34 protein-coding genes are annotated in these 19,539 nt (G+C 47.2%); all 34 read left to right on the forward strand.

From position 1 onward, the window contains the following. The first annotated feature begins 24 nt into the window (after positions 1-24). The gene (fusA, locus tag LJ046_RS03630; RefSeq protein ID WP_002878217.1) at positions 25-2,109 is read left to right on the forward strand and encodes an elongation factor G; all 2,085 of its coding nucleotides are present in this window, start codon (positions 25-27) and stop codon (positions 2,107-2,109) included. 395 nt (positions 2,110-2,504) lie between these two features. Further along, positions 2,505-2,813 (forward strand): 30S ribosomal protein S10, encoded by a 309-nt coding sequence (gene rpsJ, locus LJ046_RS03635; RefSeq protein ID WP_002878215.1) that lies wholly within the window; start codon positions 2,505-2,507, stop codon positions 2,811-2,813. 25 nt (positions 2,814-2,838) lie between these two features. Further along, positions 2,839-3,468 carry a 50S ribosomal protein L3 gene (gene rplC / locus LJ046_RS03640; RefSeq protein ID WP_002878214.1) on the forward strand — a complete coding sequence of 210 codons (630 nt, stop codon included), beginning with the start codon at positions 2,839-2,841 and terminating at the stop codon, positions 3,466-3,468. A gap of 14 nt (positions 3,469-3,482) precedes the next feature. Next, on the forward strand, positions 3,483-4,100 hold the full coding sequence (rplD, locus tag LJ046_RS03645; protein ID WP_002878213.1) for a 50S ribosomal protein L4: 618 nt from the start codon (positions 3,483-3,485) through the stop codon (positions 4,098-4,100). Further along, on the forward strand, positions 4,100-4,396 hold the full coding sequence (gene rplW / locus LJ046_RS03650) for a 50S ribosomal protein L23 (protein WP_002878211.1): 297 nt from the start codon (positions 4,100-4,102) through the stop codon (positions 4,394-4,396). The genes rplD and rplW overlap by 1 nt, the downstream gene beginning before the upstream one ends. 25 nt (positions 4,397-4,421) lie before the next feature. After that, positions 4,422-5,258 (forward strand): 50S ribosomal protein L2, encoded by an 837-nt coding sequence (gene rplB, locus LJ046_RS03655; protein WP_002878210.1) that lies wholly within the window; start codon positions 4,422-4,424, stop codon positions 5,256-5,258. Positions 5,259-5,275: 17 nt separating this feature from the next. After that, complete coding sequence (gene rpsS / locus LJ046_RS03660; RefSeq protein WP_002878208.1) at positions 5,276-5,551, forward strand: 30S ribosomal protein S19; 276 nt, start codon at positions 5,276-5,278, stop codon at positions 5,549-5,551. Positions 5,552-5,572: 21 nt separating this feature from the next. Next, positions 5,573-5,926, forward strand: coding sequence for a 50S ribosomal protein L22 (gene rplV, locus LJ046_RS03665; RefSeq protein ID WP_002878207.1), 354 nt, complete (start codon positions 5,573-5,575; stop codon positions 5,924-5,926). 13 nt (positions 5,927-5,939) lie between these two features. Further along, positions 5,940-6,611: a 30S ribosomal protein S3 gene (gene rpsC, locus LJ046_RS03670; protein ID WP_002878206.1), complete on the forward strand. Its 672-nt coding sequence runs from the start codon at positions 5,940-5,942 to the stop codon at positions 6,609-6,611. Continuing rightward, entirely contained in the window at positions 6,611-7,054 is a 444-nt protein-coding gene (gene rplP / locus LJ046_RS03675; protein WP_002878205.1) for a 50S ribosomal protein L16, read from the forward strand. The genes rpsC and rplP overlap by 1 nt, the downstream gene beginning before the upstream one ends. After that, positions 7,044-7,241 carry a 50S ribosomal protein L29 gene (gene rpmC / locus LJ046_RS03680; protein WP_002878201.1) on the forward strand — a complete coding sequence of 66 codons (198 nt, stop codon included), beginning with the start codon at positions 7,044-7,046 and terminating at the stop codon, positions 7,239-7,241. Before rplP ends, rpmC begins: the two co-directional genes overlap by 11 nt. Positions 7,242-7,259: 18 nt before the next feature. Further along, positions 7,260-7,526 carry a 30S ribosomal protein S17 gene (rpsQ, locus tag LJ046_RS03685; RefSeq protein WP_002878196.1) on the forward strand — a complete coding sequence of 89 codons (267 nt, stop codon included), beginning with the start codon at positions 7,260-7,262 and terminating at the stop codon, positions 7,524-7,526. Between the two features lie 30 nt (positions 7,527-7,556). Then, the gene (gene rplN / locus LJ046_RS03690) at positions 7,557-7,925 is read left to right on the forward strand and encodes a 50S ribosomal protein L14 (protein ID WP_002878195.1); all 369 of its coding nucleotides are present in this window, start codon (positions 7,557-7,559) and stop codon (positions 7,923-7,925) included. A gap of 16 nt (positions 7,926-7,941) precedes the next feature. Then, positions 7,942-8,181, forward strand: coding sequence for a 50S ribosomal protein L24 (gene rplX / locus LJ046_RS03695; RefSeq protein WP_002878194.1), 240 nt, complete (start codon positions 7,942-7,944; stop codon positions 8,179-8,181). Between the two features lie 19 nt (positions 8,182-8,200). Beyond that, entirely contained in the window at positions 8,201-8,743 is a 543-nt protein-coding gene (gene rplE / locus LJ046_RS03700; RefSeq protein WP_002878193.1) for a 50S ribosomal protein L5, read from the forward strand. A 14-nt stretch (positions 8,744-8,757) separates the two neighbouring features. Beyond that, positions 8,758-8,943 (forward strand): type Z 30S ribosomal protein S14, encoded by a 186-nt coding sequence (locus LJ046_RS03705; protein ID WP_002878192.1) that lies wholly within the window; start codon positions 8,758-8,760, stop codon positions 8,941-8,943. 22 nt (positions 8,944-8,965) lie between these two features. Next, the gene (gene rpsH, locus LJ046_RS03710) at positions 8,966-9,364 is read left to right on the forward strand and encodes a 30S ribosomal protein S8 (protein ID WP_002878190.1); all 399 of its coding nucleotides are present in this window, start codon (positions 8,966-8,968) and stop codon (positions 9,362-9,364) included. Between the two features lie 24 nt (positions 9,365-9,388). Then, positions 9,389-9,919, forward strand: coding sequence for a 50S ribosomal protein L6 (gene rplF / locus LJ046_RS03715; protein WP_002878187.1), 531 nt, complete (start codon positions 9,389-9,391; stop codon positions 9,917-9,919). A gap of 26 nt (positions 9,920-9,945) precedes the next feature. Continuing rightward, positions 9,946-10,305 (forward strand): 50S ribosomal protein L18, encoded by a 360-nt coding sequence (rplR, locus tag LJ046_RS03720; protein ID WP_002878185.1) that lies wholly within the window; start codon positions 9,946-9,948, stop codon positions 10,303-10,305. A 16-nt stretch (positions 10,306-10,321) separates the two neighbouring features. Further along, the gene (gene rpsE / locus LJ046_RS03725; protein WP_002878184.1) at positions 10,322-10,834 is read left to right on the forward strand and encodes a 30S ribosomal protein S5; all 513 of its coding nucleotides are present in this window, start codon (positions 10,322-10,324) and stop codon (positions 10,832-10,834) included. Positions 10,835-10,845: 11 nt separating this feature from the next. After that, entirely contained in the window at positions 10,846-11,031 is a 186-nt protein-coding gene (gene rpmD / locus LJ046_RS03730; protein ID WP_002878183.1) for a 50S ribosomal protein L30, read from the forward strand. A gap of 20 nt (positions 11,032-11,051) precedes the next feature. Continuing rightward, positions 11,052-11,492: a 50S ribosomal protein L15 gene (rplO, locus tag LJ046_RS03735; protein WP_002878182.1), complete on the forward strand. Its 441-nt coding sequence runs from the start codon at positions 11,052-11,054 to the stop codon at positions 11,490-11,492. Further along, positions 11,492-12,787 carry a preprotein translocase subunit SecY gene (gene secY, locus LJ046_RS03740; protein WP_002878181.1) on the forward strand — a complete coding sequence of 432 codons (1,296 nt, stop codon included), beginning with the start codon at positions 11,492-11,494 and terminating at the stop codon, positions 12,785-12,787. Before rplO ends, secY begins: the two co-directional genes overlap by 1 nt. A 10-nt stretch (positions 12,788-12,797) precedes the next feature. After that, positions 12,798-13,451 (forward strand): adenylate kinase, encoded by a 654-nt coding sequence (locus tag LJ046_RS03745; RefSeq protein ID WP_002878179.1) that lies wholly within the window; start codon positions 12,798-12,800, stop codon positions 13,449-13,451. Between the two features lie 75 nt (positions 13,452-13,526). Then, positions 13,527-13,748, forward strand: coding sequence for a translation initiation factor IF-1 (gene infA / locus LJ046_RS03750; RefSeq protein WP_002878178.1), 222 nt, complete (start codon positions 13,527-13,529; stop codon positions 13,746-13,748). Between the two features lie 14 nt (positions 13,749-13,762). Beyond that, complete coding sequence (gene rpmJ / locus LJ046_RS03755) at positions 13,763-13,879, forward strand: 50S ribosomal protein L36 (protein WP_002878160.1); 117 nt, start codon at positions 13,763-13,765, stop codon at positions 13,877-13,879. Between the two features lie 25 nt (positions 13,880-13,904). Further along, positions 13,905-14,255, forward strand: a complete 351-nt coding sequence (gene rpsM, locus LJ046_RS03760; protein WP_002878140.1) for a 30S ribosomal protein S13 — start codon at positions 13,905-13,907, stop codon at positions 14,253-14,255. Between the two features lie 28 nt (positions 14,256-14,283). Next, the gene (gene rpsK, locus LJ046_RS03765) at positions 14,284-14,673 is read left to right on the forward strand and encodes a 30S ribosomal protein S11 (protein WP_002878139.1); all 390 of its coding nucleotides are present in this window, start codon (positions 14,284-14,286) and stop codon (positions 14,671-14,673) included. Positions 14,674-14,716: 43 nt separating this feature from the next. Next, complete coding sequence (locus LJ046_RS03770; protein WP_002878138.1) at positions 14,717-15,655, forward strand: DNA-directed RNA polymerase subunit alpha; 939 nt, start codon at positions 14,717-14,719, stop codon at positions 15,653-15,655. Between the two features lie 23 nt (positions 15,656-15,678). Continuing rightward, the gene (rplQ, locus tag LJ046_RS03775; protein WP_002878136.1) at positions 15,679-16,062 is read left to right on the forward strand and encodes a 50S ribosomal protein L17; all 384 of its coding nucleotides are present in this window, start codon (positions 15,679-15,681) and stop codon (positions 16,060-16,062) included. 190 nt (positions 16,063-16,252) lie between these two features. After that, a complete protein-coding gene (locus tag LJ046_RS03780) occupies positions 16,253-17,101 on the forward strand; it encodes an energy-coupling factor ABC transporter ATP-binding protein (RefSeq protein ID WP_002878135.1) in 849 nt (282 codons plus the stop codon). Then, the gene (locus LJ046_RS03785) at positions 17,077-17,940 is read left to right on the forward strand and encodes an energy-coupling factor transporter ATPase (RefSeq protein ID WP_002878133.1); all 864 of its coding nucleotides are present in this window, start codon (positions 17,077-17,079) and stop codon (positions 17,938-17,940) included. The genes LJ046_RS03780 and LJ046_RS03785 overlap by 25 nt, the downstream gene beginning before the upstream one ends. Continuing rightward, a complete protein-coding gene (locus tag LJ046_RS03790) occupies positions 17,933-18,730 on the forward strand; it encodes an energy-coupling factor transporter transmembrane component T family protein (protein ID WP_002878130.1) in 798 nt (265 codons plus the stop codon). The genes LJ046_RS03785 and LJ046_RS03790 overlap by 8 nt, the downstream gene beginning before the upstream one ends. Then, positions 18,730-19,518 carry a tRNA pseudouridine(38-40) synthase TruA gene (gene truA / locus LJ046_RS03795; protein WP_002878127.1) on the forward strand — a complete coding sequence of 263 codons (789 nt, stop codon included), beginning with the start codon at positions 18,730-18,732 and terminating at the stop codon, positions 19,516-19,518. Before LJ046_RS03790 ends, truA begins: the two co-directional genes overlap by 1 nt. Positions 19,519-19,539: the final 21 nt, after the last annotated feature.

A 19,539-nucleotide genomic window follows, 5' to 3' on the forward strand; every position in this document is an offset into this window, starting at 1 on the left:
CGTTATCTAAGGAGATAGAAAATTATGGCTAACAAACGTGAATTCTCATTAGAGAAGACTCGCAACATCGGTATCATGGCCCACATCGACGCCGGTAAGACTACTACTACTGAACGTATCCTTTACTACACTGGTAAGATCCACAAGATTGGTGAAACTCACGAAGGTGACTCCCAAATGGACTGGATGGAAGAAGAAAAGGAACGTGGGATCACGATCACTTCCGCAGCCACTACTGCACAATGGAAGGACCACCGGATTAACATCATCGACACCCCAGGACACGTCGACTTCACTATCGAAGTTGAACGTTCCCTGCGTGTCCTTGACGGTGCCGTAACTGTTCTGGACGCACAATCAGGTGTTGAACCACAAACTGAAAACGTTTGGCGTCAAGCTGAAAACTACGGTGTTCCGCGGATCGTCTTCGTTAACAAGATGGACAAGATTGGTGCCAACTTCGACTTTTCAGTTAAGAGTCTGCACGAACGTTTGAACGCTAACGCTATCGCCGTTCAAATGCCTATCGGTGCTGAAGACCAATTCGAAGGCGTTATCGACTTGTTCGACATGGTTGCCGACGTCTACGACGAAGACAAGCTGGGCGCAAACTGGGAAACTATTCCAGTTCCAGACGAATACAAGGAAGAAGCTGAAAGCCGTCGTGAAGAAATGATCGAAGAGATCGCTGAAGTTGACGACGACATTATGGAAAAGTTCCTTGGCGGTGAAGAAATCTCCAACGAAGAACTTAAGGCTGCCTTGCGCCGGGCAACTTTGGACTTGAAGGCCTTCCCAGTATTTGCTGGTTCAGCCTTCAAGAACAAGGGTGTGCAAATGATGCTTGACGGTGTTGTTGACTACCTGCCATCACCACTTGACGTTAAGCCTTACATCGCCCACGACAAGGAAGGCAACGAAGTTGAATTGCTGGCTGACGACAACAAGCCATTTGCAGCTTTGGCCTTCAAGATCGCCTCTGACCCATTCGTTGGTCGTTTGACTTTCATCCGTGTCTACACTGGTTCATTGGAATCAGGTTCTTACGTTTTGAACGCTTCAAAGAACCAACGTGAGCGTGTTGGTCGTTTGTTGCAAATGCACGCCAACTCACGTACTGAAATCCCAGAAGTCTTCTCAGGTGACATCGCTGGTGCCATCGGTTTGAAGAACACTACTACTGGTGACTCTTTGACTGACCCAGCTCACCCATTGATTCTGGAAAGCCTGGACATCCCAGCTCCAGTTATCCAAGTTTCAGTTGAACCTAAGTCAAAGGCTGACCGGGACAAGATGGATGTCGCTTTGCAAAAGCTGACTGAAGAAGACCCAACTTTCCGGGCTGAAACTAACCCAGAAACTGGTGAAACTTTGATCTCCGGGATGGGTGAACTTCACCTGGACATCATGGTTGAACGTATGAAGCGTGAATTCAACGTTGAAGCAACCATCGGTGAACCACAAGTTGCCTACCGTGAAACCTTCACTGTACCAACTCGAGCTCAAGGTAAGTTTGTTCGTCAGTCAGGTGGTAAGGGTCAATACGGTGACGTTTGGATCGAATTTACTCCAAATGAAGGCAAGGGCTACGAATTCGAAGACGCCATTGTCGGTGGTGTAGTTCCTCGTGAATACATCCCAGCAGTTGACGCTGGTTTGCAAGAAGCCATGAAGAACGGTGTTCTGGCTGGCTACCCATTAATCGACGTTAAGGCTAAGCTGTACGACGGTTCATACCACGAAGTCGACTCAAGTGAAGCTGCCTTCAAGGTTGCCGCATCATTGGCGTTGAAGAACGCTGCTCCAAAGGCCGGCGCTGTTATCCTTGAACCAATCATGAAGGTTCAAGTCATCGCTCCAGAAGAATACCTTGGTGACGTTATGGGCTCAATCACTGCTCGTCGTGGCCAAATGGAAGGTATGGAAGACCGAGCAGGTGCCAAGGTCATCAACGCGATGGTTCCATTGTCAGAAATGTTTGGTTACGCAACTACCCTGCGTTCATCTACTCAAGGCCGTGGTACCTTCACGATGGTTATGGACCACTACTCACCATGTCCTAAGTCAATCCAAGCTGAAATTATCAAGAAGCGCGGCGGCAATGCTTAATGCTTCCTAGCATGATCTAGGCCTTGATTTAGACCAAAACAGAAATCCTAGTAAAGACATTACTTGTCCTTGCTAGGATTTTTTGTATTTTTTAAGAAAAAACTGGCTTCTGGAAATATAAATATGTTAAAAAGGAAAGAAAAATTTCTCTGCCAAGGGAAAGGAATTCCAGGAAACTTTTTCGAAAAAAATAGGGCTAAACCCTTGCTATTTAAGGCTTAAGGCCTTATACTAGATGAAGTGCTTTTGAGAGGGAAAATGCCCTCTGAGTACAAATTGTAGGTAGCTTAGACGCGGAAGGTTGCGGCACACTAGGCTGCATTGCCACAGTGGTTGTGCAGGGAATTTTCGCCGAGCTAGTCATCTTTTAAAGAAGACGTATAGGAGGTAATTAGATGGCAAATGAAAAGATTCGCATTAGACTAAAGTCTTACGAACACAGCATTCTCGATGAATCAGCTGCTAAGATTGTGGACACTGCGAAGAGAACTGGTGCTGAAATCTCAGGTCCAGTTCCGCTTCCAACTGAAAGAACTTTGTTCACTGTTCTGCGTTCACCACACAAGAACAAGGACTCACGTGAACAATTCGAAATGCGGACCCACAAGCGCCTGATCGACATCTTGAGCCCAACCCCTAAGACGGTTGACTCATTGATGAAGCTCGATCTGCCAAGCGGCGTAGACATCGAAATCAAGCTTTAATTTTTAGATAGAAAGAGGTGTAATCATGACCAAAGGAATCTTAGGAAGAAAAGTTGGCATGACTCAAATCTTCACTAAAGATGGTGTTCTTGTGCCAGTAACTGTTATTGAAGCAACTCCAAACGTTGTTATGCAAGTTAAGACTGTAGAAAACGACGGTTACGAAGCTGTACAATTGGGCTACCAAGACAAGCGTGAAGTTTTGAGCAACAAGCCAGAAAAAGGTCATGCTGATAAGGCAAAGACTTCACCTAAGCGCTTCATTCGTGAACTCCGCGGAGTAGAGCTTAGTGACTACGAAGTCGGCTCAGAAGTTACCGTGGAGACGTTCAAGGAAGGTGACGTTGTCAACGTTACTGGTACTTCAAGAGGTCATGGCTACCAAGGTAACATCAAGCGCCACCACCAATCACGTGGTCCTGAAACTCACGGTTCCCGTTACCACAGAATTCCGGGTTCAATGGGTTCAATCATCAACCGCGTGCCAAAGGGCAAGAAGTTGCCAGGTCACATGGGTGTGAAGACTGTTACTATTGAAAACTTAGTAGTAGAAAAAGTTGTTGCAGACAAGAACGTTTTGATGATCAAGGGTAACGTGCCAGGCGCCAAGAACTCATTGATCGTTGTTAAGTCATCTGCAAAGGCTAGCAAGTAGGAAGGAGGACTCAAATGGCTAATTTCAAACTTATGGATCAAAACGGCAACAACGCTGGTGAAGTAACTTTAAACGATAACGTGTTTAGCGTTGAACCAAACGAAGCTGTTGTCTTTGATGCAATCATCAGACAAAGAGCTGGCAAGCGTCAGGGTACCTCTAAGGTGAAGAACAGATCTGCCGTTCGCGGTGGTGGTAAGAAGCCTTGGAGACAAAAGGGTACTGGTCGTGCTCGCCAAGGTTCAATCCGTGCTCCGCAATGGCGCGGCGGTGGTGTTGTCTTTGGGCCTACTCCACGTTCCTACGCTTACAGCATGCCAAGAAAGCAACGCCGGCTGGCTATCAAGTCTGTCTTGTCACAAAAGCTCCTTGACCAAAACTTGGTAGTTCTGGACAAGCTGACTCTGGACGCTCCTAAGACTAAGGACTTCGTTGCAATCTTGAACGGCTTGAAGCTTGAAGGCAAGGTTCTGGTTGTTTCAGACGACAAGAACGTACAACTTTCAGCCAAGAACCTGCCAAAGGTTAAGGTTGTTCCAGTTAACGGCTTGAACGTTGAAGACGCCGTTAACTACGACAAGCTCGTTTTGACTCAAGACGACGTTAAGAAGATTGAGGAGGTATTGGCTTAATGGACGCACGCGACATTATCTTAAGACCTGTTATCACTGAAAAGTCAGCCGACTTGATGGACAGCAAGAAGTACACTTTCGACGTGGCCTTAACTGCTACCAAGCTTCAAGTTCGCGACGCTATTGAAGAAATCTTCGATGTTAAGGTTAAGAGCGTGAACATCATGAATGTTCGCGGCAAGGAAAAGCGCGTAGGCCGCTACACTGGCAAGACTGCCCGTCGCAGAAAGGCTATCGTTGCTTTAACTGAAGATTCAAACGACATCAAGATTTTCAAAGACGAAAACAACGAATAAATCAAGTAATTAGGAGGTCAGTCAATTGGCTATTAAAGTTTACAAGCCAACATCAAACGGTCGTCGTAATATGACTTCTTCTGACTTTGCAGAAATCACTAAGTCAAAGCCTGAAAAGACTTTGCTTGCTTCTAAGTCAAAGACTGCAGGTCGTAACTCATACGGTCACATTACTGTAAGACACCGTGGCGGCGGTCACAAGCAACAATACCGTATCATCGATTTCAAGCGTACTAAGGACAACGTTAAGGCTAAGATTGTCGCAATCGAATACGATCCAAACCGCTCAGCAAACATCGCCTTGTTGCACTACACTGATGGTACTAAAGCTTACATCTTGGCTCCTAAGGGCTTGACTGTAGGTTCATGGGTAGAATCAGGCGCAGATGCCGATATCAAGGTTGGTAACGCATTGCCACTGAAGAATATCCCAACTGGTACTGAAGTTCACAACATCGAACTTAAGCCGGGCAAGGGTGGCCAAATCGCACGTAGTGCTGGTACTTCAGCTCAAGTTTTGGGTGTTGACGGCAAGTACACTCAAGTTCGTCTGCAATCCGGCGAAGTTCGTGAAATCCTTTCAGAATGCCGCGCTACTATCGGTGCTGTCGGTAACGAACAACACTCACTGATCAACATCGGTAAGGCTGGTCGTTCACGTTGGATGGGCAAGCGCCCACAATCCCGTGGTTCTGTAATGAACCCTAACGATCACCCACACGGTGGTGGTGAAGGTAAGGCACCTGTCGGCCGTCCACAGCCAATGACTCCATGGGGCAAGAAGTCACGTGGTGTTAAGACTAGAGACAGCAAGAAGGCTAGTGAAAAGTTAATCATCCGTCACCGTAAGGGTCGTAAGTAAGAGAAGGGGGTAATTAAATGAGCCGTAGTATTAAAAAGGGTCCTTTTGCAGATGCCCATCTTTTGAAGAAGGTTGACGAGCAACAAACCGCGGAAAAGAAGCAAGTTATCAAGACTTGGTCACGTCGTTCAACTATTTTCCCTTCTTTCGTAGGGTTGACTATCGCTGTTTACGACGGTAGAAAGCACGTTCCAGTTTTCGTAACTGAAGACATGGTTGGTCACAAGCTGGGTGAATTCGTGCCTACTAGAACCTTCCGCGGCCACAAGGCTGACGACAAGGCATCCAAGTAATAAGGAAGGAGAAACAATTAAATGGCAGAACAAATTAGTTCAGCTAGAGCTGAAGCAAGAACTGTTCGTATCGCCCCAAGAAAAGCTCGTCTCGTTGTAGACTTGATCCGGGGTAAGAGCGTTGCTGAAGCATTGGCAATTTTGAAGTTTACGCCAAAAGCTGCTTCCCCAATCGTTGAAAAGGTTTTGCGTTCAGCAGTTGCTAACGCAGAACACAACTATGATCTTGAAAGTGCAAACCTTTACGTATCAGAAGCATATGTTAACGAAGGTGCTACTTTGAAGAGATTCCGTCCACGTGCCAAGGGTTCAGCTTCTCCAATCATGAAGAGAACCAGCCACGTAGTTGTTGTTGTTTCAGAATTGAACGATTAAGGGAGGTATTTGAATGGGTTCAAAGATTAACCCAATTGGTTTCCGTCTTGGTGTTAACCGCGACTGGGAAGCTAAATGGTACGCTGCTAGAGGCTACAAGGAAACTTTAAACGAAGACCTTCGGATCAGAAAGTTCCTCGATGAAAAGTTGAAGGATGCCTCCGTATCTACCGTTGAAATTGAACGTGCTGCTAACCGTGTAAACATTGCTATCCACACTGCTCGTCCAGGTATGGTTATCGGTAAGGGCGGCGCTGAAGTTGAAACCTTGAACAAGGAAATCAACGCTTTAACTAACAAGCAAGTTCACATTAACATTGTTGAAATCAAGAAGCCTGATCTCGACGCCAAGCTTGTTGCTGACGGCATCGCTCGTCAACTTGAAGCTCGTATCGCTTTCCGTCGTGCCAGCCGTCAAGCTGCACAACGTTCAATGCGTGCCGGCGCCAAGGGTATCAAGGTACAAACTGCAGGCCGTTTGAACGGTGCTGACATAGCTCGCCGTGAATGGCACACTGAAGGCAGTGTTCCACTTCATACTTTAAGAGCTGACATCGACTACGCATGGGTAAACGCATTTACTACCTACGGCGAAATCGGTGTTAAGGTTTGGATCAACCGTGGCGAAATTTTGCCAGGTCGCAAGAATCAACCTGCAAAGCGTTCAAAGGGAGGTAAGAAGTAATGCCTTTAGTACCAAAGCGTGTAAAACACCGTCGTGAATTCCGTGGTAAGATGCGTGGTGCTGCCAAGGGTGGCAAGACTGTAGCATTTGGTGAATACGGTCTTGAAGCACTTGAATCCCACTGGATTACTAACCGTCAAATCGAAGCTGCCCGTGTTGCGATGACTCGTTACATGAAGCGTGGTGGTAAGGTTTGGATCAGAATCTTCCCTCAAAAGTCCTACACTGCTAAGGGTGTTGGTGTACGTATGGGTTCCGGTAAGGGTGCACCAGCAGGTTGGGTAGCTGTAGTTAAGAGAGAAAAGATCATGTTCGAAATTGGGGGCGTTTCAGAAGAAACTGCTCGTGAAGCAATGCGACTCGCAGCAAGCAAGCTTCCAATTAAGTGCAAGTTCGTGAAGAGAGAAGACCAGGAAGCAGGTGGCGCAACTAATGAAGACTAAGGAAATCAGATCATTATCAACTGATGAATTGTTGGCAAAGGAAAAGCAATACAAGGAAGAATTGTTCAACTTGCGTTTCCAACAAGCTACCGGTCAATTAGAAAACACCGCTCGCTTGAGCCAAGTCCGTAAGAATATCGCTCGGATCAAGACTATCTTGAGCGAAAAAGAATTAGAACAAAACTAGTGGAAGGGAGATACTAACTTGAGCGAATCAATCGAAAGAAACCGCCGCCATGTTTACCAAGGCCGTGTCGTTTCCGACAAGATGGATAAGACTATCGTTGTTGTAGTTGATACTTACAAGAACCACCCAGTTTACAGCAAGCGTACTCGTTACTCAAAGAAGTACTACGCTATGGATGAAAATAACGAAGCCAAGGTAGGCGACATCGTTCGTATCATGGAAACCCGTCCATTATCACGTACTAAGCGTTTCCGTTTAGTTGACATTGTTAAGAAATCTGTTTAATTTACGGATTAGCTAAGGGAGGATTTAATAGTGATTCAAACTGAAACTCGTTTGAAGGTAGCTGACAACTCCGGTGCACGTGAATTGCTTGTTATCCGCGTTATGGGCGGGTCAAAGCGTAAGACCGGTAACATCGGTGACATCGTTGTCGCGGCTGTTAAACAAGCAACGCCAGGTGGTGTTGTAAAGAAGGGTGACGTCGTTAAGGCTGTTATCGTAAGAACCAAGTCAGGCGCTCGTCGTGAAGACGGTTCATACATCAAGTTTGACGAAAACGCAGCAGTTATTATCAACGCTGACAAGAGCCCTCGTGGTACTCGTATTTTCGGGCCAGTTGCACGTGAACTTCGTGAAGGGGACTTCATGAAGATCGTTTCACTTGCCCCTGAAGTATTGTAAAAGGAGAGTTGCGCGAATGTTCGTTAAAACTGGTGACAAGGTAAAAGTTATTGCCGGCTCAGAAAAAGGCAAGGAAGGCACTGTCCTTTCCGTAAACGTTAAGAAGAACCGCGTGGTTGTTAAGGGCGTTAACATGATCAAGAAGGCTACCAAGGCTTCAGCTTCTAACGCTAACGGCGGTGTGGTTGAAACTGAAGGTTCAATCCACGCTTCTAACGTTAAGGTTATTGCCAAAGCTGAAAGCAACAAAGACTAATTAGGGAAGGAGGACACTAATGGCTAATAGTTTTGCAACTAAGTACAACGAAGAAATCGTTCCTGCATTGACCAAGAAGTTTAACTACACTTCAAGCATGCAAGTACCAAAGATCGACAAGATCGTTTTGAACATGGGTGTTGGTGACGCCGTTGCCAACGCAAAGAACCTGGACGAAGCTGTTGAAGAATTGACTCTGATCTCTGGCCAAAAGCCAATGATTACCAAGGCCAAGAAGTCAATCGCCAACTTCCGTTTGCGTGAAGGTATGTCTATCGGTGCTAAGGTTACCCTTAGAGGCGACAGAATGTACGACTTCCTGAACAAGCTGATCAACGTATCTCTTCCACGTGTTCGTGACTTCCGCGGTGTTTCAACTCGTTCATTTGACGGCCGGGGCAACTACACTCTGGGTGTTAAGGAACAATTGATCTTCCCAGAAATCGACTTCGATAAGGTTAACCGCACTAGAGGTTTGGATATCGTTATCGTAACTACTGCGCAAACTGATGAAGAAGCTCGTGAACTTTTGACTCAATTTGGCATGCCATTTGCTAAGTAATTTGGAGGACATACATGGCTAAGACATCACAAAAGGTAAGAAATCACCGTCCTGCAAAGTTTTCTTCACGTGAATACACTCGCTGCGAACGTTGTGGGCGTCCACACTCTGTTTACCGCAAGTTTGGTTTGTGCCGCATTTGCCTGAAGGAATTGGGACACAAAGGTCAAATTCCTGGTCTTAAGAAGGCCAGCTGGTAAATCGGTAAGGAGGATAGCATAGATGGTATTGACTGACCCAATCGCAGACTTTTTGACTAGAATCAGAAACGCCAACATGGCTAAGCACGATTCAGTAGAAATTCCTGCATCAAACATTAAGAAGTCACTTACAGAAATCTTGAAGCAAGAAGGTTTCATCCGTGACTACGAAGTAACTGAAGATGGTAAGCAAGGCGTAATCAAGATTACCTTGAAGTACGGTCCAAACGGTGAACGTGTTATCTCCGGTTTGAAGCGTATCTCCAAGCCAGGCTTGAGAAACTACGTTTCGGCTGACAACCTGCCAAAGGTTTTGAACGGTTTAGGTATCGCCATTGTTTCTACTTCAGCTGGTATCCTTACCGACAAGGAAGCTAGAGAAAAGAACGTCGGCGGCGAAGTTATCGCTTACGTTTGGTAATTCTGACAGGAAGGAGAACAATTAATGAGCCGTATTGGTTTAAAGGTAATTAACGTCCCTGAAAGTGTCACTGTTACCAAGAATGGTAATGAAATTACTGTTAAGGGCCCAAAGGGTGAATTGACTAGGGAATTCGACCCACGCATCAAGTTCGAACAAGAAGACGGAGTAATCCGCTTCAGCCGTTCAAACGAAAATGACAAGGCTATCCACGGCACTATGAGAGCCAACTTGGCTAACATGATCGAAGGTGTCGTAAATGGCTACAAAAAGGAATTGAAGCTGATCGGTGTTGGTTACCGTGCAGTTGCCAAGAACAATGTCTTGACTCTGAACGTTGGCTACTCACACCCAGTTGAAATGAAGGCCCCAGAAGGCGTTACTGTGACTACCTCATCAGCAACTGACGTTACTATTGAAGGTATCTCAAAGCAAGTAGTCGGCCAATTTGCTGCGGAAATTCGCGCCGTACGTTCACCTGAACCGTACAAGGGTAAGGGTATCCGTTACGCTGATGAAGTCGTTCGCCGCAAGGAAGGTAAGACTGGTAAGTAATAGAAAATAAATTTTGAGGTGAAATTGTGATTTCAAAACCAGATAAAAACAAGTTGCGCTTAAAGCGCCACAGACGTGTTCGCGGTAAGATTTCTGGTACTGCTGAGCGCCCACGCTTGAGTGTTTTCCGTTCAAACACTAACATCTACGCTCAATTGATTGATGACGTAGCGGGTGTCACGCTTGCAAGTGCCTCAACTTTAGATAAGTCCGTTTCAAAGGATGCTACCAAGGTGGAACAAGCTCAAGCAGTTGGCAAGGCCATTGCTGAAGCTGGTAAGGCCAAGGGCATCACTGAAGTTGTCTTCGACAGAGGTGGTTACATCTACCACGGTCGTGTAAAAGCTTTGGCTGACGCAGCTCGTGAAAACGGCTTAGAATTCTAGGAAAGGAGATTAACATATGGCAAACCGAAACGATTCAAAAAATCGTAGAAACAAGGACGACATCGAAGATCAATTGGTCGCTATCAACCGGATTACCAAGGTTGTTAAGGGTGGTCGCCGTCAAAGATTTGCTGCCTTAGTTGTCGTTGGTGACAAGAAGGGTCACGTTGGCTTTGGTACTGGTAAGGCAACTGAAGTTCCAGAAGCTATCCGTAAAGCAGTCGAAGCCGGCAAGAAGAACATGATCTCAGTTCCAACTGTTGGTACTACTATTCCTCACGAAGTACTTGGCCACTACGGCTCAGGTAACGTTCTGCTTAAGCCAGCTGAAGCCGGTTCAGGTATTGCAGCTGGTGGTGCCGTACGTATCGTTATGGACATGGCTGGTATCGACGACGTTACTTCCAAGTCTTTGGGTTCAAACACTCCAATCAACGTTATCCGGGCCACTATCGATGGTCTGCAAAAGTTGAAGACTCGCGAAGACGTTCTGAAGCTTCGTGAATCAGCTAAGAGCTTGCAAGATTAGGGAGATTATAGATGACAGATTTAAAGATTACTTTAATTAGAAGTGTTGCCCACCGTCTGCCTGAACAAAGAAAAGTTGTTAAAGCTCTCGGCTTAGGCAAGATCAACAGTACTGTTGTCCAACCAGACAACGCTGCAACTCGTGGCGCGCTGATGAAAATCGCTCACTTAATTTCTGTTGAAGAAGTTAACAAATAAATCAAGGAGGGTCCAATTTAATGAAACTTAATGAATTACACCCATCCGAAGGTTCACGCCACGCTAGAAAGCGTGTCGGCCGTGGTACTTCAAGTGGCTTCGGTAAGACTTCAGGTCGTGGTCAAAAGGGTCAACACGCACGTTCCGGCGGTAACACCCGTTTAGGTTTTGAAGGTGGTCAAATGCCATTGTTCAGAACTATGCCTAAGCGTGGCTTCAAGAACATCAACCGCAAGGAATACGCAATTGTTAACCTTGCAGATTTGAACAAGTTCGAAGAAGGCAGCGTAGTTGACTTCGAAGCTTTGAAGGCTAAGGGCTTGGTTAAGAAGCAATTGTCAGGTGTCAAGGTACTTGGCAACGGCGACTTGAACGTTAAGTTGACTGTAAAGGTTAACAAAGTTTCTGAAGCTGCTAAGAGCGCGATCGAAGCAGCTGGTGGCACTGTAGAGGTGATCTAATGTTTTCAACCTTGAAGAACGCCTTCAAGGATAAGGAAATTAGAAATAAGCTTTTCTATACTTTGTTTATCCTTGTAATTTACCGACTTGGTGCAAATATTACAGTTCCGGGGATAAATGCGAAGGCTCTGACAACAGTTGCTAATACGGGACTTGTTTCCGTGTTAGATACGGTTTCCGGTGGTGGCTTGGACAACTACTCCATCTTCTCATTGGGGGTATCACCATATATCACTGCGCAAATTGTTATCCAACTGTTGCAGATGGACATCGTACCAACGCTTGTCGAATGGGGCAAGCAAGGGGAAGTTGGCCGGCGCAAAACCAACCAGGTTACCCGGTATTTAACGCTGTTTGTTGCTTTTGTCCAGAGTGTGGGAATTACATTAGGTTTTAACGCCTTGTCTTCCTTCGGTCTGGTTAAGACTCAAACTTGGCAAACCTACTTCGAAATCGGTATGATCATGACAGCTGGTACCTTCCTGTTAACTTGGCTGGGTGATGAAATTACCGATAAGGGTTTAGGCAATGGGGTTTCAGTAATTATCTTTGCTGGGATCATTGCCCGTCTGCCAGGCGGACTTTACCAAGTCTTCCAAGATCAGGTGATCAACAACAGTGCAAGTGATCGCTGGCAAGGAGTTGCGTTCTTCGTTGCGCTTATTGTCGCAATTTTATTGGTAACGAAATTCGTTACCTGGGTTGAACAAGCTGATCGTCGTATTCCGATTCAATATACGAGAAGAGCAACGATCAGTGGATCAGAAAGTTTTCTACCATTAAAGGTTAACGTCTCCGGCGTTATTCCAGTTATCTTCGCCAGTTCGTTCATCGTTACGCCAGCCACGATTTTGATGGCTTTCCAAGGCAAGTACGGCGACACGACTTGGTATCAGGTCTTATCGAATATCTTTAGCTTGCAGACGACCCCTGGTGCAATTATCTACACCCTTTTGATCATTCTATTTACTTTCTTCTATGCCTTCGTTCAGGTAAATCCTGAGAAGCTGGCGGAAAACTTACAAAAGCAGGGTGCATATATTCCTAGCGTGTGGCCAGGTAAGGACACTGAGAAATATATGAGTTCAATGTTGCTGAAGCTTTCAACGGTCGGGTCCGTATATCTGGGGTTGGTTGCTTTGCTTCCACAGCTTGCAACCAACATCTGGGACCTGCCAAGTTCAATTGGCTTGGGTGGGACCAGCTTGTTGATTGTTATCGGGGTTGTTCTGGAATTGTCACGGCAAATCAACGGTTTGTTGATGAAGCGTGAATATGCCGGATTTATTAGATAGGTGAAAAAATATGATTAATTTGATTCTTCTTGGTCTGCCAGGCGCAGGCAAGGGTACTGCATCTGAACAAATCGTTGACAAGTATCACTTGGCTCACATTTCAACCGGTGATATGTTTAGAGAAGCTATGGCTAACAAGACTCCAGTAGGCTTGGAAGCCAAGTCTTACATCGACAAGGGCGATTTGGTTCCAGACGAAGTAACTGCTAAGTTGGTTGAAGAACGTCTCGGTCAAGACGACGTTAAGAATGGTTTCATTCTTGACGGTTTCCCGAGAACGACTAACCAGGCAGAATTGCTCGACGAAATCACTACCCGCTTGAACAAGCAGCTGACCAACGTCATCGCAATCGATGTCAAGGAAGAGACTTTAATCGATCGTTTATCTGCACGGTTCATGTGCAAGAATTGCGGCGCAACTTACAACAAGTTCTCAAAGAAACCTAAGGTCGAAGGGACTTGCGACCGCTGCGGCGGCCACGAGTTCTATCAACGTGAAGACGACAAGCCTGAAGTTGTCAAGAACCGGCTGGAAGTTAACGAAAAGATGAATGCTCCATTGAAGGAGTACTATGACAAGAAGGGCTTGCTCGCTACTGTAAACGGCGAACAAGCACCTGAAAAAGTTTTTGCAGATATCGACGCTATCCTGAGCAAGGATTAGCCAAACGAATTTGCAAATTTTTTCGAACATGTTATAATTTCGAAGTATGACTGTTTTGATTGCGGAGGGGCAACTTTGGCAAAAGATGATGTCATTGAAGTAGAAGGTAAGGTAGTTGATACCTTACCTAATGCTATGTTTAAAGTCGAATTGGAAAACGGTGCCACTATTTTGGCTCACGTTTCCGGCAAGATCAGAATGCACTACATTCGGATCCTGCCTGGCGACCGGGTCACTGTGGAGCTGTCTCCATATGACTTGACTAAAGGTAGAATTACGTATCGGTTTATTAAATAAAAACGGAGGCAAACATGAAGGTTAGACCATCTGTTAAGCCAATGTGCGAACATTGCAAGGTCATTAAGAGACATGGTCGTGTTATGGTTATTTGCCCTGCAAATCCAAAGCACAAGCAACGTCAAGGTTAATTTTAGAAAGTAGGAGGTGCATTCTATGGCACGTATCGCTGGTGTTGACTTACCAAGAGATAAAAGAGTTGTTATCGCTTTAACTTACATTTACGGTATCGGTGAACACACTGCACAAAAAATCTGTGCAGCAGCCGGTGTATCTGAAGACATTCGTTCAAAGGACTTGACCCCAGAACAACAAGAAAAGCTTCGTGCAGAAGTCGACAAGTACCGTGTTGAAGGTGACTTACGTCGTGAAGTAAGCATGAACATTAAGCGTCTTGTTGATATCGGTTCATACCGTGGTATCCGTCACCGTCGCGGTCTTCCAGTTCGTGGTCAAAACACCAAGAACAACGCACGTACTCGTAAGGGTGCTAAGAGAAGCCGTTAATTCAAAAATAATATAAGGAGGTTTATTGATGCCTGCAAATAAAACTGCTCGTAAGCGTCGTGTGAAGAAGCACGTTGAAAGTGGCGTGGCTCACATTCACTCAACGTTTAACAACACTTTAGTTATGATTACTGACGTTCAAGGTAACGCCGTGGCCTGGTCTTCAGCTGGTGCTTTGGGTTTCAAGGGTAGCCGCAAGTCTACTCCATTTGCTGCGCAAATGGCTGCTGAAGCTGCTGCTAAGAGCGCAATTGACCAAGGTATGAAGCACATCGAAGTATCAGTTAAGGGCCCAGGTTCTGGTCGTGAATCAGCAATTCGTGCTCTGCAAGCTGCTGGTCTGGAAATCACTTCAATCCGTGACGTTACTCCAGTACCTCACAACGGTTCTAGACCACCAAAGCGTCGTCGTGTTTAATAAAATCTTACTTTGAGACGTGCGTTTTGAAAGGGGCCCAGTAATGATTGAATTTAAAAAACCAAATATTACCGTCGTGGATCAAGAAGACAGTTACGGTAAGTTTGTCGTTGAACCGCTGGAGCGTGGGTTTGGTACTACCTTAGGTAATTCACTGCGTCGGGTTTTGCTGACTTCTGTCCCAGGGACCGGTTTGGTGAAGGTGAAGATCGATGGTATCTTGCACGAATTCACTACTGTTCCCGGTGTTAAAGAAGACGTAACCAAGATCATCTTGAACCTGAAGAAGCTTGAACTCCGGGCCTACACTGAAGAAGTAAAGACGATCGAACTCGATGTTGAAGGTCCAGCTACGGTAACTGCTGAAGATTTGAAGGCTGATGCTGATGTTGAAGTCTTGAATCCTGACCAATACATTTGTACCATCGCTCAAGGTGGCCACCTGCACATGTGGATTGATGTCTGCAACGGCCGGGGCTACGTACCAGCCAGCGAAAACAAGTCTGCTGAAATGTCCATCGGCGACATTCCAGTTGACTCACTTTTCTCACCAATCGAAAAGGTCAACTACCAAGTTGAATCAACCCGGGTTGGTAAGAGAGAAGACTTTGACAAGCTTACCCTGGAAATTTGGACAAATGGTTCAATCGCTCCGAATGACGCCCTCAACTTTGCCGCCCGTGTTCTGGTTGAACACTTCAAGGCCTTCGAATCAGCTGACGCTGCTGCCGAAATCGGCGAAGTTATGGTAGAACAGGAGAACGACCAAAAGGAAAAGAAACTCGAAATGACTATCGAGGACCTGGACCTTTCAGTTCGTTCATACAACTGCTTGAAGCGGGCTGGCATCAACACCCTGCAAGACTTGACTGTTAAGTCAGAAGCAGAAATGATGCGGGTACGCAACCTGGGACGTAAATCATTGGAAGAAGTTAAGAATAAATTGGCAGACCTGGGTCTTTCACTTCGTCAAGAAGACTAGTCTGCAATAAAGGAGGCACATTAATGTCATACCGTAAATTAGGTTGGGACAGTAGTCAAAGAAAAGCTATGCTCCGTGAAATGACTACCCAATTGATCATTAACGAACGCATCGTCACTACTGAAGCTCGCGCTAAGGAAGTACGTCGCACTGCTGAAAAGATGATCACTTTGGGCAAGCGCGGTGACTTGGCTGCAAGAAGAAAGGCTGCTGCTTTTGTACGTAACGAAATCGCTGATATCCACGAAGAAGGCGACGAAGTAGTTGTTAAGTCAGCACTTCAAAAGCTCTTCAGCGACGTAGCTCCTCGTTACAAGGACCGTAACGGTGGTTACACCCGGATCATGAAGCTGGCAGTTCCTCGTAAGGGTGACGCAGCTCCTATGGTAGTTTTGGAATTGGTTTAATTCTCAAGCTGCAAATTTAATACTTTTTGAAATTATTCATGAAAGCGAGAATAAGCGCGATGATGATGGGGAAACCTTAGTCTAGCTTAGATGGTTCGATATCATCCCTCTTCATGGATGATTTTTTTTTTGCGCTTTTTTACCCTGGCTTGATACAATAGAAGGAAATGACCAAATAGGTGGTGACGCGATGAGCGACAATATTATTTCTTTTGACCATGTGACTTTTACTTACCCGGACAGCCCGCGGCCAGCTGTGTCTGACCTCTCTTTTGCGATTGAGCGGGGAAGCTGGACGGCGCTGATCGGGCATAACGGCAGCGGCAAGTCAACGGTCTCTAAATTGATCAATGGCCTGCTGGCCCCAGATGATTTGGATAAGTCCTCTATTACAGTTGACGGGGTCAAGCTGGGGGCTGACACGGTTTGGGAAGTCAGAGAGAAGGTCGGCATTGTTTTCCAGAATCCTGACAACCAGTTTGTCGGGGCCACGGTCAGTGACGATGTTGCTTTTGGCTTGGAGAACCGGGCAGTGCCCCGGCCGGAAATGCTGAAAATCGTCGCTCAGGCGGTCGCTGACGTTGGTATGGCTGATTATGCTGACAGCGAGCCCAGCAACCTCTCAGGGGGGCAGAAACAGCGCGTAGCGATCGCCGGCATCCTAGCAGTCAAGCCCCAGGTCATCATCCTGGATGAATCGACCTCCATGCTGGACCCGGAAGGCAAGGAGCAGATCTTGGACCTGGTTCGGAAGATTAAGGAAGACAATAACTTGACGGTTATTTCCATCACCCACGACCTGGAAGAAGCCGCGGGGGCTGACCAGGTTTTGGTCTTAGACGACGGCCAGCTGCTAGACCAAGGTAAGCCGGAGGAAATTTTTTCCAAGGTGGAGATGCTGGAGCGGATCGGCCTGGATATTCCCTTTGTCTACCGGCTCAAGCAGCTCTTGAAGGAACGGGGGATTGTGCTCCCGGATGAAATTGATGATGAGGAAAAGTTGGTTCAGAGCTTATGGCAATTAAATTCGAAAATGTAAGTTATGTCTACAGCCCTGGCTCACCGCTGGAGGCGATTGGCCTGGACCAGCTGAATTTCAGCCTGGAAGAGGGGAAGTTCATCGCTCTGGTTGGCCATACGGGCAGCGGCAAGTCGACCCTAATGCAGCACTTTAACGCGCTGTTAAAGCCCACCAGTGGCAAGATCGAAATCGCGGGCTACACCATCACCCCGGAGACTGGCAACAAGGGCTTGAAGGACCTGCGCCGCAAGGTGAGCCTGGCCTTTCAGTTTCCAGAGGCCCAGCTCTTCGAAAACACGGTTTTAAAGGACGTTGAGTATGGGCCAAGGAACTTTGGCTTCAGTGAAGATGAGGCCCGTGAGGCGGCCTTAAAATGGCTTAAAAAGGTGGGTCTGAAAGATGACTTGATTGAGCATTCGCCATTCGACCTGTCCGGCGGGCAGATGCGGCGGGTGGCCCTGGCTGGGGTTTTGGCCTATGAGCCGGAGATCATCTGTTTAGATGAGCCGGCAGCTGGTCTGGACCCAATGGGGCGGCTGGAAATGATGCAGCTGTTTAAGGACTATCAGGCAGCCGGGCATACGGTGATTTTGGTAACCCACAACATGGATGACGTGGCAGATTACGCCGACGACGTCCTGGTTTTGGAGCATGGCCGCTTGATCAAGCATGCCAGCCCTAAGGAAGTCTTCAAAGACAGTGAATGGCTGCAAAAACACCACCTGGCTGAACCCCGCAGCGCCCGTTTTGCCGCAAAACTTGAGGCGGCTGGCTTAAAGCTGCCGGGCCAGCCTTTAACCATGCCGGAGCTGGCGGACGCGATCAAGCAATGCTTGAAGGGGGGAGAGCATGAGTAGGATTATTATCGGCCGCTATCTGCCGGGGACGACCTTTGTCTACCGGGTAGACCCGCGGGCCAAGCTGCTGACGACTTTTTACTTTATCATCATGATCTTCTTGGCCAACAACTGGGTCAGCTATCTGGTGATCAGTATCTTCGGCCTGGCCTGCGTTTTCGCGACGGGACTGAAGGCCAGAGTTTTTTGGGACGGGGTCAAGCCAATGATTTGGCTGATTGTTTTCACCTCCCTTCTGCAGACCTTCTTCATGGCCGGTGGAAAAGTCTACTGGCACTGGTGGATATTTACCCTGTCCAGCGAGGGCTTGATCAATGGTTTGTACGTTTTCATCCGTTTTGCCATGATCATTCTGGTGTCAACAGTGATGACGGTGACGACCAAGCCCCTGGAAATCGCGGATGCCATGGAATGGATGCTGACGCCGCTCAAGCTCTTCAAGGTCAACGTGGGCATGATTAGTTTGGTGATTTCGATCGCCCTGCGCTTCGTGCCGACCTTGTTTGACCAGACGGTCAAGATCATGAATGCCCAGCGGTCCCGGGGTGCCGACTTTAACGACGGCGGCCTGGTCAAGCGGGCCAAGTCAGTTGTCCCGATGCTGGTGCCGCTTTTTATCGATTCTCTGGAAGTGGCCCTGGACTTGTCCACAGCCATGGAATCCCGGGGCTACAAGGGCAGTGAGGGCCGAACCCGCTACCGGATCCTGGAATGGAGTAAGGTGGACTTGATTCCAGCAGCCTACTGCCTGCTGTTGACAATTTTGATGATCACGACAAGGAAGCATTGATGACGAGCAGATACAAATTGACATTGTCCTATGACGGCCATGACTTTCATGGCTTCCAGTCCCAGCCGGGGCAAAGAACGATTCAAGGGACGGTAGAGGAGATTCTCAAGCGGATGACTAAGGGCCAGGAGGTCCGGGTCTTCGGGTCAGGCCGGACTGATGCCGGAGTCCACTCAGTCGGGCAGGTAATCCACTTTGACTATCCAGGCAGGGAAATTCCGGCAGCCAACATGATCAAGGCCCTAAATTCCCAGCTGCCGATGGATATGGTTTTTACTGACTGTAAAATTGTGGATAAAGATTTCCACTCCCGTTTTTCCGTCAAGGGGAAGTGGTACCGTTACCGGGTCAGCCTGGACGGCTTCGTAAACCCCTTTAAGCGTTTTTACACAGGACACTACCCATATCCGGTAGATGTGGAAAAGATGCAAGAAGCCGCCAAGGACCTCCTGGGCCGGCATGATTTTACCAGTTTCGCGGCCAGCGGCGGGCAGATTGAGGATAAAGTCCGGGACATGTACTATGTCAACGTGGCCCTGGATGAAGAAAACAACGAAGTGATCATGGACTTTATCGCGACCGGCTTTTTGTACAACATGGTCCGGATCCTGGTGGCCACCTTGCTGGAGATCGGCAATGGCCGCCGGCCGGTGCACGACTTAAAGCGGGTGATCGCGGCCAAGAACCGGCTGGAGGTCCAGCAGACCGCCCAGGCCTGCGGCTTGTACCTCTACCATGTCTTTTACGAGGAAGTGCCAAGAAAATATCGGCTCGACCTTGATTTATAATTGACATTTTGGTATTTAGGA

It is taken from the genome of Lactobacillus delbrueckii subsp. jakobsenii ZN7a-9 = DSM 26046, from assembly GCF_001888925.1.
In the GTDB taxonomy this organism is placed as follows: domain Bacteria; phylum Bacillota; class Bacilli; order Lactobacillales; family Lactobacillaceae; genus Lactobacillus; species Lactobacillus delbrueckii.

Coding starts and splice junctions, on each gene's coding strand:
- fusA (WP_002878217.1), top strand. CDS start 25: ATGGCTAACAAACGTGAATTCTCATTAGAGAAGACTCGCAACATCGGT.
- rpsJ (WP_002878215.1), top strand. CDS start 2,505: ATGGCAAATGAAAAGATTCGCATTAGACTAAAGTCTTACGAACACAGC.
- rplC (WP_002878214.1), top strand. CDS start 2,839: ATGACCAAAGGAATCTTAGGAAGAAAAGTTGGCATGACTCAAATCTTC.
- rplD (WP_002878213.1), top strand. CDS start 3,483: ATGGCTAATTTCAAACTTATGGATCAAAACGGCAACAACGCTGGTGAA.
- rplW (WP_002878211.1), top strand. CDS start 4,100: ATGGACGCACGCGACATTATCTTAAGACCTGTTATCACTGAAAAGTCA.
- rpsS (WP_002878208.1), top strand. CDS start 5,276: ATGAGCCGTAGTATTAAAAAGGGTCCTTTTGCAGATGCCCATCTTTTG.
- rplV (WP_002878207.1), top strand. CDS start 5,573: ATGGCAGAACAAATTAGTTCAGCTAGAGCTGAAGCAAGAACTGTTCGT.
- rpsC (WP_002878206.1), top strand. CDS start 5,940: ATGGGTTCAAAGATTAACCCAATTGGTTTCCGTCTTGGTGTTAACCGC.
- rplP (WP_002878205.1), top strand. CDS start 6,611: ATGCCTTTAGTACCAAAGCGTGTAAAACACCGTCGTGAATTCCGTGGT.
- rpmC (WP_002878201.1), top strand. CDS start 7,044: ATGAAGACTAAGGAAATCAGATCATTATCAACTGATGAATTGTTGGCA.
- rplX (WP_002878194.1), top strand. CDS start 7,942: ATGTTCGTTAAAACTGGTGACAAGGTAAAAGTTATTGCCGGCTCAGAA.
- rplE (WP_002878193.1), top strand. CDS start 8,201: ATGGCTAATAGTTTTGCAACTAAGTACAACGAAGAAATCGTTCCTGCA.
- LJ046_RS03705 (WP_002878192.1), top strand. CDS start 8,758: ATGGCTAAGACATCACAAAAGGTAAGAAATCACCGTCCTGCAAAGTTT.
- rpsH (WP_002878190.1), top strand. CDS start 8,966: ATGGTATTGACTGACCCAATCGCAGACTTTTTGACTAGAATCAGAAAC.
- rplF (WP_002878187.1), top strand. CDS start 9,389: ATGAGCCGTATTGGTTTAAAGGTAATTAACGTCCCTGAAAGTGTCACT.
- rpsE (WP_002878184.1), top strand. CDS start 10,322: ATGGCAAACCGAAACGATTCAAAAAATCGTAGAAACAAGGACGACATC.
- rpmD (WP_002878183.1), top strand. CDS start 10,846: ATGACAGATTTAAAGATTACTTTAATTAGAAGTGTTGCCCACCGTCTG.
- rplO (WP_002878182.1), top strand. CDS start 11,052: ATGAAACTTAATGAATTACACCCATCCGAAGGTTCACGCCACGCTAGA.
- secY (WP_002878181.1), top strand. CDS start 11,492: ATGTTTTCAACCTTGAAGAACGCCTTCAAGGATAAGGAAATTAGAAAT.
- LJ046_RS03745 (WP_002878179.1), top strand. CDS start 12,798: ATGATTAATTTGATTCTTCTTGGTCTGCCAGGCGCAGGCAAGGGTACT.
- rpmJ (WP_002878160.1), top strand. CDS start 13,763: ATGAAGGTTAGACCATCTGTTAAGCCAATGTGCGAACATTGCAAGGTC.
- rpsM (WP_002878140.1), top strand. CDS start 13,905: ATGGCACGTATCGCTGGTGTTGACTTACCAAGAGATAAAAGAGTTGTT.
- rpsK (WP_002878139.1), top strand. CDS start 14,284: ATGCCTGCAAATAAAACTGCTCGTAAGCGTCGTGTGAAGAAGCACGTT.
- LJ046_RS03770 (WP_002878138.1), top strand. CDS start 14,717: ATGATTGAATTTAAAAAACCAAATATTACCGTCGTGGATCAAGAAGAC.
- rplQ (WP_002878136.1), top strand. CDS start 15,679: ATGTCATACCGTAAATTAGGTTGGGACAGTAGTCAAAGAAAAGCTATG.
- LJ046_RS03780 (WP_002878135.1), top strand. CDS start 16,253: ATGAGCGACAATATTATTTCTTTTGACCATGTGACTTTTACTTACCCG.
- LJ046_RS03785 (WP_002878133.1), top strand. CDS start 17,077: ATGGCAATTAAATTCGAAAATGTAAGTTATGTCTACAGCCCTGGCTCA.
- LJ046_RS03790 (WP_002878130.1), top strand. CDS start 17,933: ATGAGTAGGATTATTATCGGCCGCTATCTGCCGGGGACGACCTTTGTC.
- truA (WP_002878127.1), top strand. CDS start 18,730: ATGACGAGCAGATACAAATTGACATTGTCCTATGACGGCCATGACTTT.